The 14,111-nt window shown below is 68.0% G+C and carries 10 protein-coding genes; 7 read left to right on the forward strand and 3 right to left on the reverse strand.

Annotated elements, in window-relative coordinates; all coding sequences use genetic code 11:
- Positions 1–256: 256 nt before the first annotated feature.
- Genes Pph01_RS02940 through Pph01_RS02950 form a run of 3 tightly spaced genes read left to right on the forward strand, consistent with a single transcriptional unit; the run spans position 257 to position 3,416 of the window.
- Entirely contained in the window at positions 257–1,597 is a 1,341-nt protein-coding gene (locus Pph01_RS02940; RefSeq protein WP_239116393.1) for an extracellular solute-binding protein, read from the forward strand.
- Positions 1,594–2,520 (forward strand): carbohydrate ABC transporter permease, encoded by a 927-nt coding sequence (locus Pph01_RS02945; protein ID WP_239116394.1) that lies wholly within the window; start codon positions 1,594–1,596, stop codon positions 2,518–2,520. The genes Pph01_RS02940 and Pph01_RS02945 overlap by 4 nt, the downstream gene beginning before the upstream one ends.
- A gap of 2 nt (positions 2,521–2,522) precedes the next feature.
- The gene (locus tag Pph01_RS02950) at positions 2,523–3,416 is read left to right on the forward strand and encodes a carbohydrate ABC transporter permease (RefSeq protein ID WP_204071353.1); all 894 of its coding nucleotides are present in this window, start codon (positions 2,523–2,525) and stop codon (positions 3,414–3,416) included.
- A 151-nt stretch (positions 3,417–3,567) separates the two neighbouring features.
- Here Pph01_RS02950 and Pph01_RS02955 read toward each other — a convergent pair whose 3' ends face one another.
- Complete coding sequence (locus tag Pph01_RS02955) at positions 3,568–4,143, reverse strand: helix-turn-helix domain-containing protein (protein WP_204071354.1); 576 nt, start codon at positions 4,141–4,143, stop codon at positions 3,568–3,570.
- A gap of 113 nt (positions 4,144–4,256) precedes the next feature.
- Positions 4,257–5,282 (reverse strand): LacI family DNA-binding transcriptional regulator, encoded by a 1,026-nt coding sequence (locus tag Pph01_RS02960; protein WP_204071355.1) that lies wholly within the window; start codon positions 5,280–5,282, stop codon positions 4,257–4,259.
- Between the two features lie 267 nt (positions 5,283–5,549).
- Between Pph01_RS02960 and Pph01_RS02965 the strand changes: the two genes are divergently transcribed.
- From Pph01_RS02965 to Pph01_RS02980, 4 genes are read left to right on the forward strand one after another with little or no spacing between them, the layout of a single operon-like run.
- Positions 5,550–6,824, forward strand: coding sequence for an ABC transporter substrate-binding protein (locus Pph01_RS02965; protein ID WP_204071356.1), 1,275 nt, complete (start codon positions 5,550–5,552; stop codon positions 6,822–6,824).
- Positions 6,821–7,738 (forward strand): carbohydrate ABC transporter permease, encoded by a 918-nt coding sequence (locus tag Pph01_RS02970; RefSeq protein ID WP_204071357.1) that lies wholly within the window; start codon positions 6,821–6,823, stop codon positions 7,736–7,738. The genes Pph01_RS02965 and Pph01_RS02970 overlap by 4 nt, the downstream gene beginning before the upstream one ends.
- Positions 7,735–8,541: a carbohydrate ABC transporter permease gene (locus tag Pph01_RS02975; RefSeq protein ID WP_204071358.1), complete on the forward strand. Its 807-nt coding sequence runs from the start codon at positions 7,735–7,737 to the stop codon at positions 8,539–8,541. The genes Pph01_RS02970 and Pph01_RS02975 overlap by 4 nt, the downstream gene beginning before the upstream one ends.
- A 38-nt stretch (positions 8,542–8,579) precedes the next feature.
- Entirely contained in the window at positions 8,580–10,547 is a 1,968-nt protein-coding gene (locus Pph01_RS02980; protein ID WP_239116395.1) for a glycoside hydrolase family 127 protein, read from the forward strand.
- Between the two features lie 477 nt (positions 10,548–11,024).
- On the opposite strand, the gene Pph01_RS02985 is transcribed toward Pph01_RS02980, so the two are convergent.
- Entirely contained in the window at positions 11,025–13,883 is a 2,859-nt protein-coding gene (locus Pph01_RS02985; RefSeq protein WP_204071360.1) for a discoidin domain-containing protein, read from the reverse strand.
- Positions 13,884–14,111 lie beyond the last annotated feature (228 nt).

The raw sequence follows: 14,111 nt of genomic DNA on the forward strand, positions 1-14,111 counted from the left end.
CGCGACGCCCCGGCGAGCGTACCCCACACGTGCCTCACCGAACCCAGTTCGAGTCGGTGAGTCAGAGGTATTGACACACCATCTACCGAAATCTAAATTGACGTGCCGCGCGGTCATGTCGCAAATGTTTCGAGAACGTTGCTCAAGGAGGAATTGAAGAGCGGCATCGGGGGGTGCTGATCCATGACCGCCGGCCGACGCATTCGATGATCAACGAGCCGCGGCCAGCCCCCGGCATTCGAGTACGGAGATCAGCGTGGATTCCAGGAACACATCTCGCCGCACCTTCCTCGGCCTCTCCATGGGCCTGCCCCTCGGGGCGGCGCTCGCCGCCTGCGGCACCTCGGGCCCGTCCCAGCCCGGCGGAGGCTCCAGTGGGGGTGGCGCCAAGGCCACCTACTGGTACCTGTCGGTCCAGCCACAGGAAGGCGTGCGCACCAGGGCCGTCGAGCGCTTCAACAAGGCCAACCCCAACGGCCAGATCACAGGAACCCCCTTCCAGAACGACGCGTACAAGACGAAGATCAAGACGGCTATCGGAGCCGGCCAGGCACCCACGATCATCTGGGGCTGGGGCGGCGGCACGCTGCGCTCGTACGTGAAGGCGGGCCAGGTCGAGGACCTCACCTCGTTCTTCGACCAGAACGCGGCGGTGAAGGACCGGCTGTTCCCCTCCTCGTTCGGCGCCGCGACGATCGACGGCAAGATCTACGCGATGCCGTGTGAGACGGTGCAGCCCATCGTCCTGTTCCACAACAAGACGGCGTTCGAGAAGATCGGCGCCGAGCCGCCCCAGTCGTGGGGCGACATCATGGACCTGGTCCCCAAGTTCAACAAGGCCGGCATCGCGCCGTTCTCCCTCGGCGGCCAGTCCCGTTGGACGAACATGATGTGGCTGGAGTTCCTCCTCGACCGCATCGGCGGCACCGAGGTGTTCCAGGCCGTGTTCGACGGCGAGAAGGGCGCCTGGTCCAACCCCGCCGTCCTCGACATGCTCACCAAGGTGCAGGAGCTCGTCAAGGCGAACGGGTTCATCAAGGGCTTCTCCTCGATCACCGCCGACTCCAACGCCGACCAGGCCCTGCTGTACACCGGTAAGGCCGCGATGATGCTGCACGGCACCTGGACGTACGGCGGCATGTCCCAGGACGGCGGCGACTTCGTGCCCGGCGGCCACCTCGGCTACACGAACTTCCCGCCGGTCGACGGTGGTAAGGGCGACCCCAGCAACACCGTCGGCAACCCCGGCCAGTACCTGTCGATCTCCTCCAAGGCGACCCCCGAGCAGAAGGAGATCGCCAAGAAGTTCTTCGCCGAAGGCGTGCTCACCGACCAGGAAGGAAAGGAGTGGGTCGAGACGGGCGGCGTGCCGATCGTCAAGGGCGCCGACGCGGCGTGGGCCGGCTCCAAGGACGCCGACTTCCTGAACTTCGTCTACGGCATCGCGAGCAACGCCAAGGTGTTCGCCCAGTCCTGGGACCAGGCGCTCAGCCCGGCGGCCGCCGAGGTGCTGCTGGACAACATCGCCAAGCTGTTCCAGCTGTCGATCTCGCCCCAGCAGTGGGTGGACAACATGAACGCGGTCATCGGCCAGTGAGCGCATTCGCGCCAACTGCCCGGAGAGGGACGCCGCCCGCCGCCACGCGTGAGGGGCGTGGCGGCGTCCTGCCGTGGCTGGCCGTGCCGGCCCTGGTGGTCTTCGTGGGCTTCGGAGTGATCCCGCTCATCGGCGTCCTTTTCCTCAGCTTCACGTCCTGGGACGGGCTCGGCGAGATCAACCTGTCCGGGCTCACGAGCTGGCAGACCGTGCTCGCCGATCCCGGGCTGCCGCACGCGCTGTGGATCACCTTCCTGGTGATCGCCGCGTCCTGGGCGTTCCAGACGCCGCTCAGCCTCCTGATCGGCGTGTTCCTGGCCGGGCGCCAGCGTTACCGTGCGGTGCTCGCGGTGGTGTTCTTCATCCCCCTGCTGCTCAGCCAGGCGGCCATCGCGATCGCGTACAAGGCGCTGCTCGATCCGAACTTCGGTCTCGGCGCCGGCCTGCACATCGACCTGCTCGTGCAGGACTGGCTCGGCAGGCCCGTCCTCGCCTTCAGCGTCGTGATCTTCGTGGTGTCGTGGCAGTTCATCCCGTTCCACTCGCTGATCTACCAGGGCGGCGTGCGGCAGATTCCGCGCTCCATGTACGAGGCCGCGGAGCTGGACGGCGCCGGCCGGATGCGCAAGTTCTTCAGCATCACGCTGCCGCAGCTCAAGTACACGATCATCACCTCCTCCACGCTCATGGTCGTCGGATCGCTCACCTTCTTCGATCTGATCTTCGTGCTGACCGCGGGCGGTCCCGCCGACGCCACCCGGGTTCTCGCCCTGGACATGTACAAGCGCGGGTTCCAGGCCTCTCTCATGGGTCCGGCCAGCGCGATCGCCGTCATCCTCGTCCTCGTGGGCCTCGCCCTGGCGCTGCTGCTGCGCCGGCTCGGCGGCCGTGACCCTCAGGCCAGCCAGCTGGAAGGGGCGTGACCATGGACGTGACCCAGACCAAGGAACGCGAGCGAACCGCCGCGTCCGGAACGCACCGGCGCCTGAACGGCGCGCGGGGGGAGCGGCCCAACTGGCTGGGCGGTCTCGTGAGCCTGCTGTGGCTGGCAGTAGTGATCATCCCGATCTACTGGATCGTGATCACCAGCTTCAAGGCGCAGAGCAGCTACTACGCGACCAACCCGCTGGCTCCGCCCACCGAGCCGACCCTGGCCAACTACCGGATGGTCATCGAGTCGGACTTCCCGCTGTACTTCGTGAACAGCCTCATCGTCACCATCGGCGCGGTCGTCCCGGCGGTCGCGTTCTCGTTCATGGCGGCATACGCCATCGTCCGGGGCAACGCGGGCCGCTTCCTGCGTGGGGTGAACTCGCTCTTCCTCATGGGACTGGCCATTCCGCTGCAGGCGACCATCATCCCGGTCTACCTGATCATCATCAGGCTGCACCTGTACGACTCGCTGCTGGGACTGATCCTGCCGTCGATCGCGTTCGCGATCCCGCTGTCGGTGCTGGTCCTGTCCAACTTCATCCGCGACGTCCCCAAGGAGCTGTTCGAGTCGATGCGGCTGGACGGCGCGAACGAGTGGATGACGCTCTGGCGCCTGGCGTTCCCGCTGACCCGGCCGGCCGTCGTGACCGTGACGATCTACAACGCGCTCCAGATCTGGAACGGGTTCCTGCTGCCGCTGATCCTCACCCAGAGCCCGGACAAGCGCACGCTGCCTTTGGCGCTGTGGACCTTCCAGGGGCAGTACAGCGTGAACGTGCCGGCGGTGCTGGCCTCGGTCGTCCTCACCACGCTGCCCATCCTGATCCTCTACGTGGTGGGCCGGCGTCAGCTCCTCAGCGGCCTGACCGCGGGGTTCAGCAAGTGACCGCTGTACGGCCTGCCGTACGGCTCGGCGGCTGCGGGACGTCGGTCGCGAGGGCGCGACGGAGACGACGGCCCGGCGTCGTGTGACGGCGATGAATTTCAGGGGGTGGATCCCAGGCGGCGACGGCCGCCGGTCCACCCCCTGACCCGTGTCACGCGGGCCGGGCACGCAGGTGGGCGCGTTCACCCTGCGGGCCGAAGAGCACGAGCAGTTCGACGGGGCGGGCGTCGGCGGATCCCAGCCAGTGAGGGACGTGGGTGTCGAACTCGGCCACCTCGCCCGGTTTCAGCACGAGGTCCCGCTCTCCCAGGAGCAGGCGCAGCCGTCCTTCCAGGACGTAGAGCCACTCGTAGCCCTCATGCGACTTCAGGTCGGGTTCGCCCCCGTCACTCCGCGGCGGGATGACCAGTTTGAGAGCCTGCATGCCGCCGGCCCTGCGGGACAGCGGCACGAAGGTCATGCCGAGTCGATGCACCGGGCGCAGGTGCACCCGCGGGGCGCCGGTGTGCGGCGCGCCGACCAACTCGTCGAGCGGGACGCCGTAGGCGTGGGCCAGGGGAAGAAGCAGTTCCAGGTTGGGCCGCCTACTGCCGCCTTCCAGCCGCGACAGCGTGCTCTCCGAGATCCCGGTGCTCCGTGACAGCTCCGCCAGCGTGATGCCTCGTTGTCTTCTCAGGTCACGCAGCTTCGGTCCGACGGCCGCCAGCACGTCCTTCAGCTCGTCCATGTCCCACCGCCGAACTCACCCCTGTTAATCCACCGTGCCGGACCACCTTGCCGGACCACCTTGCCGAAACAGCACGGAGAATTGCAAACGGGTGGAGAGACGACCGTGGCCGGTCAGTGCAGCGCCGGCGGGGCCGCGGAGTCTCTGATGACCAGACGGCACGGCATGCGGTGGATCCCGCTGGTGGCCCGTCCTTCGATGGCGGCGAACAGGTGCTGCGCCGCCGTACGGCCCAGCAGTTCGAGGTTCATGTCCATGGTCGTCAGCGGTGGCCGCGTCTCCTCCGACAACACCTCCCAGTTGTCGTAGCCGACCACCGCGATGTCGTCGGGCACCCGCCGCCCCCGCTCCCGCGCCGCCTCGATCAGCCCCGCCGCGATCTGGTCGCTGCCGCAGAAGACGGCGTCCACCTCGGGATCGGCGTTGAGCACGATCTCGGCCGCGTGCCGTCCCCACCGCTGCGACCAGGCCCCGTAGACCACGCGGCCTCCGGACAGGGGGAGCCCCGCCGTCTGGAGCGCGGCCAGCGCCCCCTCCGCGCGCTCTCGCGCGGCCGTGTAGTGCGTCGGGCCCGTGACATGGGCGATCCTCCGGCGTCCGAGCGCGATCAGATGGCGTACGGCGTCGCCGGAGCCGGCCACGTCGTCGGGGACGAACGACACGTCCGCCGGATCGTCGGACGGCGCATAGGCGTAGACGACGGGGATGGGCAGGTCGCGGCTGATTGAGGGCCGCGGGTCGGTGCTCTCCCCCACGACGATCAGGCCGTCCACGCGCCGGGCGAGCAGCGTGCGCAGGTAGTGCTGCTCGCGGAAGGCATCACCCCGGGCGTCGCACAGCAGCACCGCGGTCTCGCCCGAGCCGAACGCGTCCTCGGCGCCGAGCATGACGGGGATGCCGAAGCGGCCCACGCTGTCGCTCGTCAGCAACCCCACCGTGCGGGTCTGACCGGTCACCAGGCTGCGGGCCAGCGGGTTGGGCTGGAAGGACAGCTCACGTGCGGCGGCGAACACCCGGTCCCGGGTTTCCGCGCGCACCTGGCCCCGCCCGTTGAGCGCCTTGGACGCGGTCGCGATCGACACCCCGGCCAGGGCCGCCACGTCGTTGATCGTGACCGCGCGTGGTCGCTCAGGAGGCATTGTGAAAACCTTTTCCTCAGGAACATCACTGTCGCCAGAGAGCTCGATCTACCGTTCACGCAGACCATAACGGTCGTTCCGACATCACGGCAACCAGCGGCGCCGCCGCGCCCATTGACAGCGCATCAGATGACGTTTACGTTTCCGAAAACCTTTTATTTTGCTTCACACCGGTGAGATCGCAAGCAGTTGCTTGGTTGGGGCGCGAACACCGGGCATCGGCCGCCGTGACGGACGGCAACCCCCCAGAAGTGCAAGGAGCAGGACATGGCAAAAAGGTTTTCGGCGGCGATAGCCGCTGGGCTCTTGGTGACAGCGCTGGCCGCCTGTGGCGGCGACAAGACGGAGGGCGGTGCGTCCGGCGCCCCCGACAGCGGGACGACGATCACGATGTGGACCCGCGCGGCCACACAGGCCCAGAGCCAGCGGCTCGTGGACGCCTACAACAAGACCCACAAGAACCAGGTCAAGCTGACCGTGATCCCGATCGACAACTACCAGCCGCGCATCGCCGCCGCGGCCGGCGCCGGGCAGCTCCCCGACATCTTCGCCGCCGACGTGATCTTCGTGCCGAACTACACGTCGCAGGGGCTGTACCTGGACATCACCGACCGGATCGCGAAGCTGCCCTTCAAGGACTCGCTCGCCGCCTCGCACATGAAGCTCGGGACGTACGAGAACCGGATGTACACCCTTCCGCACACCCTCGACCTGTCGGTGTGGTTCTGGAACAAGGATCTCTACGAGAAGGCCGGGCTCGACCCGGAGAAGGGCCCGACGACCCTCAAGGAGTTCGCCGCCCAGGCGACCACGGTCCAGGAGAAGCTCGGCAAGGACGGCAAGGTCCACGGCACCTTCTTCGGCGGCAACTGCGGCGGCTGCTACGTCTTCACCTTCTGGCCTTCGGTCTGGGCGGCCGGCGGCCAGGTCATGAACGAGCAGGGCACCAAGTCGCTGGTGAACCAGCCGCCGATGACCGACGTCTTCAAGATCTACAAGGACCTGTACGACAAGGGCATCAGCGGGCCGACCACGAAGGAGGAGCAGGGGGCGACCTGGACGGGCTTCTTCCCCAAGGGGGAGATCGGCGTGATGCCCATGCCGTCCACGACGCTCGGCTCCATGCCGGCTGACATGAAGATCGGCGTCGCCCCGATCGCCGGGCCCGACGGCGGCCAGTCCACGTTCGTCGGCGGCGACTCGATCGGCATCTCCGCCACCACCAAGAACGCGGACGCGGCCTGGGACTTCCTGTCCTGGACGGTCGGCGACGAGGCCCAGGTCGAGGTCCTCGCCAAGAACAAGGACGTGCTGGCCAGGACCGACCTCGCCAGCAACAAGTACTCCGCGGCCGACCCCAGGGTGGTCCTGATCAACTCCCTGGTCGCCAAGGGGCAGACGCCGTACGCCCTGCGCTTCGGCCAGACCTTCAACGACCCCCAGGGTCCGTGGCTGCGCTTCGCGCGGGAGGCCGTCTTCGGTGACCCCGCCAAGCTGGCCGAGCTCAACGTCGCCGTCGACAAGTCGCTCGCCCAGTCATGACGCGACTCGCCTCGCCCCGCGCGGGCCGTGACCTCGACGAGGTCGCGGCCCGCGCGGCCCACGCCCGTGGCCGTCCCCGCTCCCGCAAGTACATCGGGCTGCTCTACGCGGCTCCGACCGCCCTCATCGTCGGAGTGCTGTTCCTCGCCCCGCTCGCGCTCGTCGTCTGGATGTCGCTGAACAAGTGGCCGCTGCTGGGCCAGGCGAGGTTCAACGCCCCGGACAACTACACCAAGATCTCCGACGACCCGTTGTTCGTGGACTCGGTGTGGTTCACGCTGAAGTACACCGTGATCATCACGGTCCTGCTGTCGGCGGTCGCGCTCGGCCTGGCCCTGCTCGTGCAGAACCGCCGGCCGGGGGTCGCCTTCTTCCGCACGGCCTTCTTCCTCCCGGGCGCGGTCGGATTCGCGGCGGCCTCCCTGCTGTTCTACGGCATGCTCAATCCGGACTTCGGACCGCTCGGGTTCATGGACGTGAAGTGGATCGGCACGCCGAACATGGCGCTGTTCTCCACCATCGCGCTGGTCCTGTGGCGGTTCGCCGGGTTCAACATGCTGATCCTGCTCACCGGCCTGCAGGCGATCCCGGTCCAGGTCTACGAGGCGGCCAGGACCGACGGCGCCACCAGGTGGCAGACCTTCACCAAGATCACCCTGCCCCTGCTGCGCCCCACGATCGCGCTGATGCTGATCCTGAGCATCACCGGCTCGCTGCTGGCCTTCGACCAGTTCTTCATCTTCACCAACGGCGGCCCCGACAACAGCACGGTGTCGATGGTCATGGTCATCTACCGCAACGCGTTCTTCCGCTTCGACCTCGGCGGAGCCGCGGCGCTGTCCGTCGTGCTGCTGGCGGCACTGGTCGCGCTGAACGCCCTGCAGTTGCGGGTCCTCAGGGGAGGCGACAAATGAGGCGCACCGGCTCGTATTCCGCCACGTCGGCGCTCGCCGTGCTGTTCCTGTTCCCGCTGGTCTGGAGTGGGTGGTCGTCCCTGAAGGGGCAGCCGGGCAGCGGCCAGACCAACGGGTACGGCTTCGGCAACTACTCGAGGATGGCCGGCTTCGGCGAGGGCCTGACCTCCTATCTGACCAACAGCCTGCTGGTGTCCACGATGACGGTCGCGGGGACGCTGGTGGTCTCGGCGCTGGGCGGCTACGCCTTCGCCAGGTTCGCCTTCCCCGGCAAGAACCTGCTGTTCCTGGCGACGCTCGCCATCCTCATGGTTCCGTACGCGACGATCCTCATCCCGCTCTACGTGCTGCTGGGCAAGATCGGCCTGCAGAACTCCCTGGTCGGGCTCAGCCTCGTCTTCGTCATGTTCCAGCTGCCGTTCGCGCTCTACATGATGCGCAACTCGTTCGAGGCGGTGCCGCGGGAGCTGGACGAGTCGGCGCTGGTCGACGGATGCGGCACGTTCCGCGCCTTCACCCTGATCCTTCTCCCTGCGGTCCGGCCTGGTCTGGTCACCGTCGGGCTGTTCGCCTTCCTCGCTTCGTGGAACGACTTCCTCGCCCCGCTGATCCTGCTCAACGACGGGGCCAGCTTCCCGCTCCCGGTCGCCGTCTGGAGCATGACGCAGCGCACGTTCGGGGCGATCGACTACGGGATGCTCGAAGCCGGGGTCATGGTCATGGCCATTCCCTGTCTGCTCCTGTTCATCGTGCTTCAGCGCTACTACGTGCGCGGATTCATGTCAGGCGCGCTGCGCGGCTAGCGGCTTCCCTTCGCATGAGAACTCTGAAAAGGACAAATGTGACTGGCATCGTCGAAAGACACACCTCCCCTGTCGCCCCCGTCGTCCCGCGCGGCGGGGTGTTCACCCCGCTCGGTCTTGATGAATCACGTCTCGCCGGAGGATTCTGGGGGGAGCGCCAGGAACTCAACCACGACGCGATCATCCCGCACGCGCTCCACTGGCTGGAGCGTGCGGGCTGGGCGGGGAACTTCGACGACGCCGCCTCCGGCCGGCCGTACGAGCATCGGGGCATGCAGTTCGCCGACTCCGAGATCTACAAGATCATCGAGGCGATCTCCTGGGATCGGGCGCGTAACGGCCCGTCGGCGGACCTCGACGCCGGCCTCGACACCGCGCTCGACGGGCTCGACGCCGCGCTCGACGGGCTCGTCGACCGGCTGGCGGCGGCGCAGGACGCCGACGGCTACCTGCACACGCAGTTCGGCCGGGCCTGGCAGCGCCCCCGGTACTCGGACCTCTCCTGGGGGCACGAGCTCTACTGTTTCGGCCATCTTCTGCAGTCGGCGGTCGCCAACGCGCGGGCGGGCGCCAACGCCAAATACCTGCAGGTGGCAAGGGCGGTGGCCGACCACGTCTGCGTGATGTTCGGGGAGAACGGGCTGCGCACGGTGTGCGGCCACGCCGAGATCGAGCTCGGCCTGGTCGAGCTCTACCGGCTCACCGGTGAGCGCCGTTACCTGGACCAGGCGGCGCTGTTCATCGAACGGCGCGGCGCTGGAACGCTCCCCCGCATCGAGTACGGCAGCGCCTACGCGCAGGACGACATGCCGGTTCGCGAGGCCACCGTGCTGCGCGGCCACGTCGTGCGGGCCCTCTACCTGGCGGCGGGCGCCACGGACGTCGCCGTGGAGACCGGCGACACCGAGCTGCTGCACGTTCTCGAGACCCAGTGGGCCAACACCGTCGCGACCCGCAGCTACGTCACGGGCGGCATGGGATCCCACCACAACGACGAGGCGTTCGGCCTCGACTACGTCCTGCCTCCCGACCGTTCCTATTGCGAGACGTGCGCGGGCGTCGCCTCCATCATGTTCAGCTGGCGGCTGCTGCTGGCCACCGGGAAGAGCCGGTACGCCGATCTGATCGAGCGCACTTTGTACAACGTCCTCGCGGCGTCGCCCGCACGTGACGGCCGGTCCTTCTTCTACGCCAACACGCTGCACCAGCGCTCGGTGAGCGTTCCGGCGCCGGTCAACGCCGACGGCCTGTGCCTGAGAGGCGCGAGCAGCCGGCGCGAGGCGTGGTTCGAGGCGTCCTGCTGCCCCACCAACCTGGCCAGGACGCTGGCGAGCCTCGGCGCGCTCTGGGCGACCAAGGACGCCGAGGGCGTGCAGGTCCACCAGTACGGCGGCGCGTCGGTCGACACGGTCCTCGCGGACGGCCGGCGGGTCAGCCTCGACGTGGAGACCGAGTACCCCCACGAGGGCACGATCAGGATCACGATCCGGGAGTCCCCGGGCACCCCGTGGACGCTCTCGCTGCGCGTCCCCTCGTGGGCGGACGGCGCGAGCGCGTCGGTGAACGGGTCCGTGGAGGCGGCCGCGCCGGGTGTCTTCTCGGTCACCAGGGTGTTCGTCCCGGGGGACACGATCACGCTGGAGTTGCCGATCGAGGCGCGGTTCGTCTTCCCGCACCCCCGCGTCGACGCGGTCAGGGGCTGCGTCGCGGTTCAGCGCGGCCCCGTCGTCCACGCCCTTGAGTCGGTCGACCTGCCCGGTGGCTGGAGCACGGAGTCGGCGGTCGTCGACGTGTCGAAGCCGCCCCGGTCGGATCAGGACGGCGTGCATGTGCACCTCTCCTCGAGGGATGAGGCCGCGTGGGAGCTTCCGTACACGGCCGATGCCGCGGACGCCGCCCCCCGCCTCGCCGCCTCGGCCGAGGTGCCGCTGACGCCGTACTACGACTGGGCGAACAGGGGCCCCTCGACCATGCGCGTCTGGATCCCCGCGAGCACGGCCGAGTGATCGGTCACACCGGCCGGGGGTCGCGATGGCGTGAGACGTGCGCCATCGCGGATTGAGCGGCCGGTCTCCGTGAGCCGCGGTGACAGGTCACTTGCGCAGCCTGTCGCGCACGGTTCGCGGATCGACCGGCCCGGGGCCCGGGGCCGGGTTCGCCTTTCGAACCCGCCCCGGGCCGCCGTCCGTCCGGGATTCGGACCCTCTGGGAAGGACTTCCGCGTGCGCGCCGGCAGGCGCATCGCGGCGAACCCTGCCTGCTCCGGCGTCCTCGGCTTCCGTTTCACGGCCGACATGCCGGGTCACCACGCCTGACGACACGAAAGTGATCTCGCACGGGCCTGGGCTCGCTACCCATGCTCCAGCGCAGCGCGCTCGACGTCTCGCGCGCCGCCGCTCAGCTCGGCTGGAAGGCGGATAGCGGGGACCGCAATGGCGGAGGAGGGGGACCTCCTCCGCCACGGGGGTCGGACCGCCGTCACCTCAGCGGTCGTAGATCTTGATTTCGGTGAGGCCGGACTTCGCGCCGGACGCGTTGGTCATCAACACCCGCACCCGCTGCGCGCTGACCGGGGTGAACCGGACCACGTTGTAGTTGCCCTGCGGGGTGCTCGGCGTCTTGACCTGGGCCGCGGCGTTGGTCCAGGTGCTGCCGCTGAGGTACTGGATCTGGTAGGCGGACGGCGGCCGGTAGGTGCCGCTGGCCGGACGGCTGTCCTTGAAGTAGAGCCGGACCTCGTCGAGGGTCTTGGCGCTGCCGAGGTTCACCTCGTACCAGTCCTGGGCGTTGGGCGAGCCGCCCGCGCCCCAGTAGGGCTCGTTGACGGGGTAACCGTCCACCGCGCCGCCGGTGCTGGTGCCGCCGGCCGTGTAGGAGGCCGACACGGTGGCGCCCTGGGCGAGGTTGGTCAGGTTGGCGGTGAGGTCGACTCCGGCCTTGGCGAGCTCGTCGACGACGCGAGCGTCGGACTGGACGACCTGCTGCGGCGCCCGGAGCCCGGAGATCGCCGTGCTGAAGGCGACCGTCCCGGTGGTGCCGCTGAAGGTGACCGCGCCGGTGTCGGGGTTCCACACGAACGGCACGAGCTGGTTCACCGTCGCGGCGCGGGTGCCGTTGATGTAGATGGAGTAGCCCTGCGGCACTCCGGGGTACTTGACCACGCCGTCGGCCGGGTCGTCCCAGACGATGGACAGGTCGGCGTTGCGGTACCTGATGTTGTTGACCGCGAAGTTGGACCAGCCGATGTTGATCGGCGACAACTCCACCCTGTTGTCGTTGCGGGGGCGCAGCCCGGCGACGTCCTCGATCAGCGTCCAGTTGCTGCTGCCGAGGATGTTGTGGTGGATCCACGAGCGGTAGGTGATGGACGAGCCGTTCCAGTTGGCCCAGAACTCGTTGGCGTCCGGCCACTGGGTGTTGCCCCCGACGTACTGGGCCCAGGTGTTCCAGTAGAGGAGCTTCTTGTAGTCGGTGGCGGTGATGTAGGAGCTCGGGTAGTTGCGCAGCGCTGAGGAGAACAGCCGGAACTGCACGGTGGAGTTGATCGTGGAGAAGTTGTTGCTGCCCGGGCTGCCCGCGGCCGCGGCGGCCGCCTTGTCCTTCTGGTTGGCCGTGTAGAAGGGGAAGAGCGGGTACTCGGCCGGGTCGGTGAACAGCCGCAGCGCCTCGCGGTAGGTCGCCGTGTTGGGCATGAGCCCCACCGAGTACGGATAGAAGTTGTTGATCTCCTTCCACGGGTCGAGCGCGTTGGTGGCCACGTGGCGGTGCTGCAGCACACGCGCGGTCGGGTTCCACAACACGTTGACCACCGCGTTCTGCACGCGGGTGGCGAGCGTGCGCATCTCGGCCGCCTTGGTGGTGTTGCCGATCGCGTCGTACGCCTGGGCGGCCGCCAACGCCCCGCTGTAGACATACGCCGACTCGGTGCGGTCGAGGTTGCCGCTGCGCCAGTGGAACGAGACGGCGTCGGCGTCGTTGCCGGTCAGCGCGCCCCAGTCGTATTCGATCAGGCCGTTGTTGTCATGGTCGTAGAAGCTGAGCTGGCCCTTCGCGTCGCCTTCGGCGTACTTCGCGAGGTTGGCCGCGATCCCGGGCTGGCCGCCGTGGATCTGGTAGCTGCGCCAGGCCGCCTCCCCGATGTACTGGGTGTAGCTGTTCGACCAGTTGGCCGGGTCGCCGGGGTTGTCCAGGAACCTGCCGCCCTTGGAGATCTGACCGACCGAGAGCCAGTCGCCGTACGCGTAGAGCGGGGTGCGCAGGTACTTCAGATCGTCGATGTGCATCGGCTGGGTGAGCGCGATGGCGTTGTTGTACCCGAGCGCGCCCTCGACCGAGGTGGGGAACTGGTAGGTCTGGCCGGGCAGGTTGGCGTCGAGGTTGTTGAACCTCATCAGCCACCATCGGTAGTAGTAGTTCTTCTTGATGGCGGGCTCGGGCGAGTCGAAGTACGGGATGTTCTGCGCCCACCACAGGTTGTACGCCCGGACGTGCGTGGCGAACGCGGTGGCGTTGGTGTAGCCCTTGTAGGCGTTGTACTCGGTCAGCGACTCGGGGATCTCGTTGGTGGTGAAACCCATCACGATCTTGGCGGTGACGGTGGCGCCCGCGCCGACGGTCACCGAACGGTTGAGCCCGCCGCTGGTGACGGTGAACCCGTCGCCGGACAGGCGCGTCGAGAGGGTCGTCAGGTTGTTGAACGAGTTGCGGCTGCCGGTCAGCTCGTTGCCGCTGCCGGACGTCGCGTACGGCGAGGTGGCCCGCAACTGCAGGGTGGTCGCCGAGCTGCCCGAGTTGGTGATCGAGAAGTTCGCCACGGCGACGTTGTTCTGGGTGATGAACTTGGTCTGCTCGACGCGGACCGAGCCGCTCGTGTGCACGCTCTTGAAGTAGCTGGGCGCCTGCCAGCGCTGGGAGACCTGCTCGGTGAAGGTGCCGGGCGTGATCGCCACAGTGAACGCGCTCTGGTTGCTGATGCTCTCGATGTAGGCCACGTTGCCGGCGAAGCCGAGCGTCCCGGGGTTGTGGGTCTTCATGAACAGCGCCCGGCCGCGGGTCATCAGGATGCCGCCGTCGGCGTCGGACGGATCGCTGCCGGAGCGGCTGAGCAACCGGTCGATCCAGAAGTTCGTGCCCGAGCTCTCGGAGTCGTAGATGGCCTGCATCATGTTGCCGGTGTTGTAGGCGACGGGTGGCGCCGGCACGGCGGGACCGGTGAAGGTCGGGTATCCGATGGTCTGGGCCGCGGACGCTTGCCGTCCTGGGGCCACGATCGCGCCGGCGACGAGGCAGAGCAGGGCCAGGATGACCAATGTTCTCGATCTGGAGCGGGCGTGCACCAGCATTGCGTCACCTCTTTCGGGGGGTGGACTGGCGGGGGGGTGCGGAGGGTCGAGAGGTGCGGTCGGGGGTGGAAAAGCGGGGGTGCGATTCGTGCCGACGCGCCCGGGATGCGTCGCTTCCGTTCACGATCGACTCCGAAAAGGTTTTCGGCAACGTTAAATTTCAATAACCAGGGCCCTGCGGCAAAGTGTTGTGTCAGGGAGATCTTCGACATAAGCTCAGGCAACGCG

Origin of the sequence: Planotetraspora phitsanulokensis, assembly GCF_016863295.1 — a bacterium.
Classification (GTDB): Bacteria; Actinomycetota; Actinomycetes; order Streptosporangiales; family Streptosporangiaceae; genus Planotetraspora; species Planotetraspora phitsanulokensis.

Coding starts and splice junctions, on each gene's coding strand:
- Pph01_RS02985 (WP_204071360.1), bottom strand. CDS start 13,883: ATGCTGGTGCACGCCCGCTCCAGATCGAGAACATTGGTCATCCTGGCC.
- Pph01_RS02965 (WP_204071356.1), top strand. CDS start 5,550: ATGGCAAAAAGGTTTTCGGCGGCGATAGCCGCTGGGCTCTTGGTGACA.
- Pph01_RS02970 (WP_204071357.1), top strand. CDS start 6,821: ATGACGCGACTCGCCTCGCCCCGCGCGGGCCGTGACCTCGACGAGGTC.
- Pph01_RS02975 (WP_204071358.1), top strand. CDS start 7,735: ATGAGGCGCACCGGCTCGTATTCCGCCACGTCGGCGCTCGCCGTGCTG.
- Pph01_RS02960 (WP_204071355.1), bottom strand. CDS start 5,282: ATGCCTCCTGAGCGACCACGCGCGGTCACGATCAACGACGTGGCGGCC.
- Pph01_RS02950 (WP_204071353.1), top strand. CDS start 2,523: ATGGACGTGACCCAGACCAAGGAACGCGAGCGAACCGCCGCGTCCGGA.
- Pph01_RS02955 (WP_204071354.1), bottom strand. CDS start 4,143: ATGGACGAGCTGAAGGACGTGCTGGCGGCCGTCGGACCGAAGCTGCGT.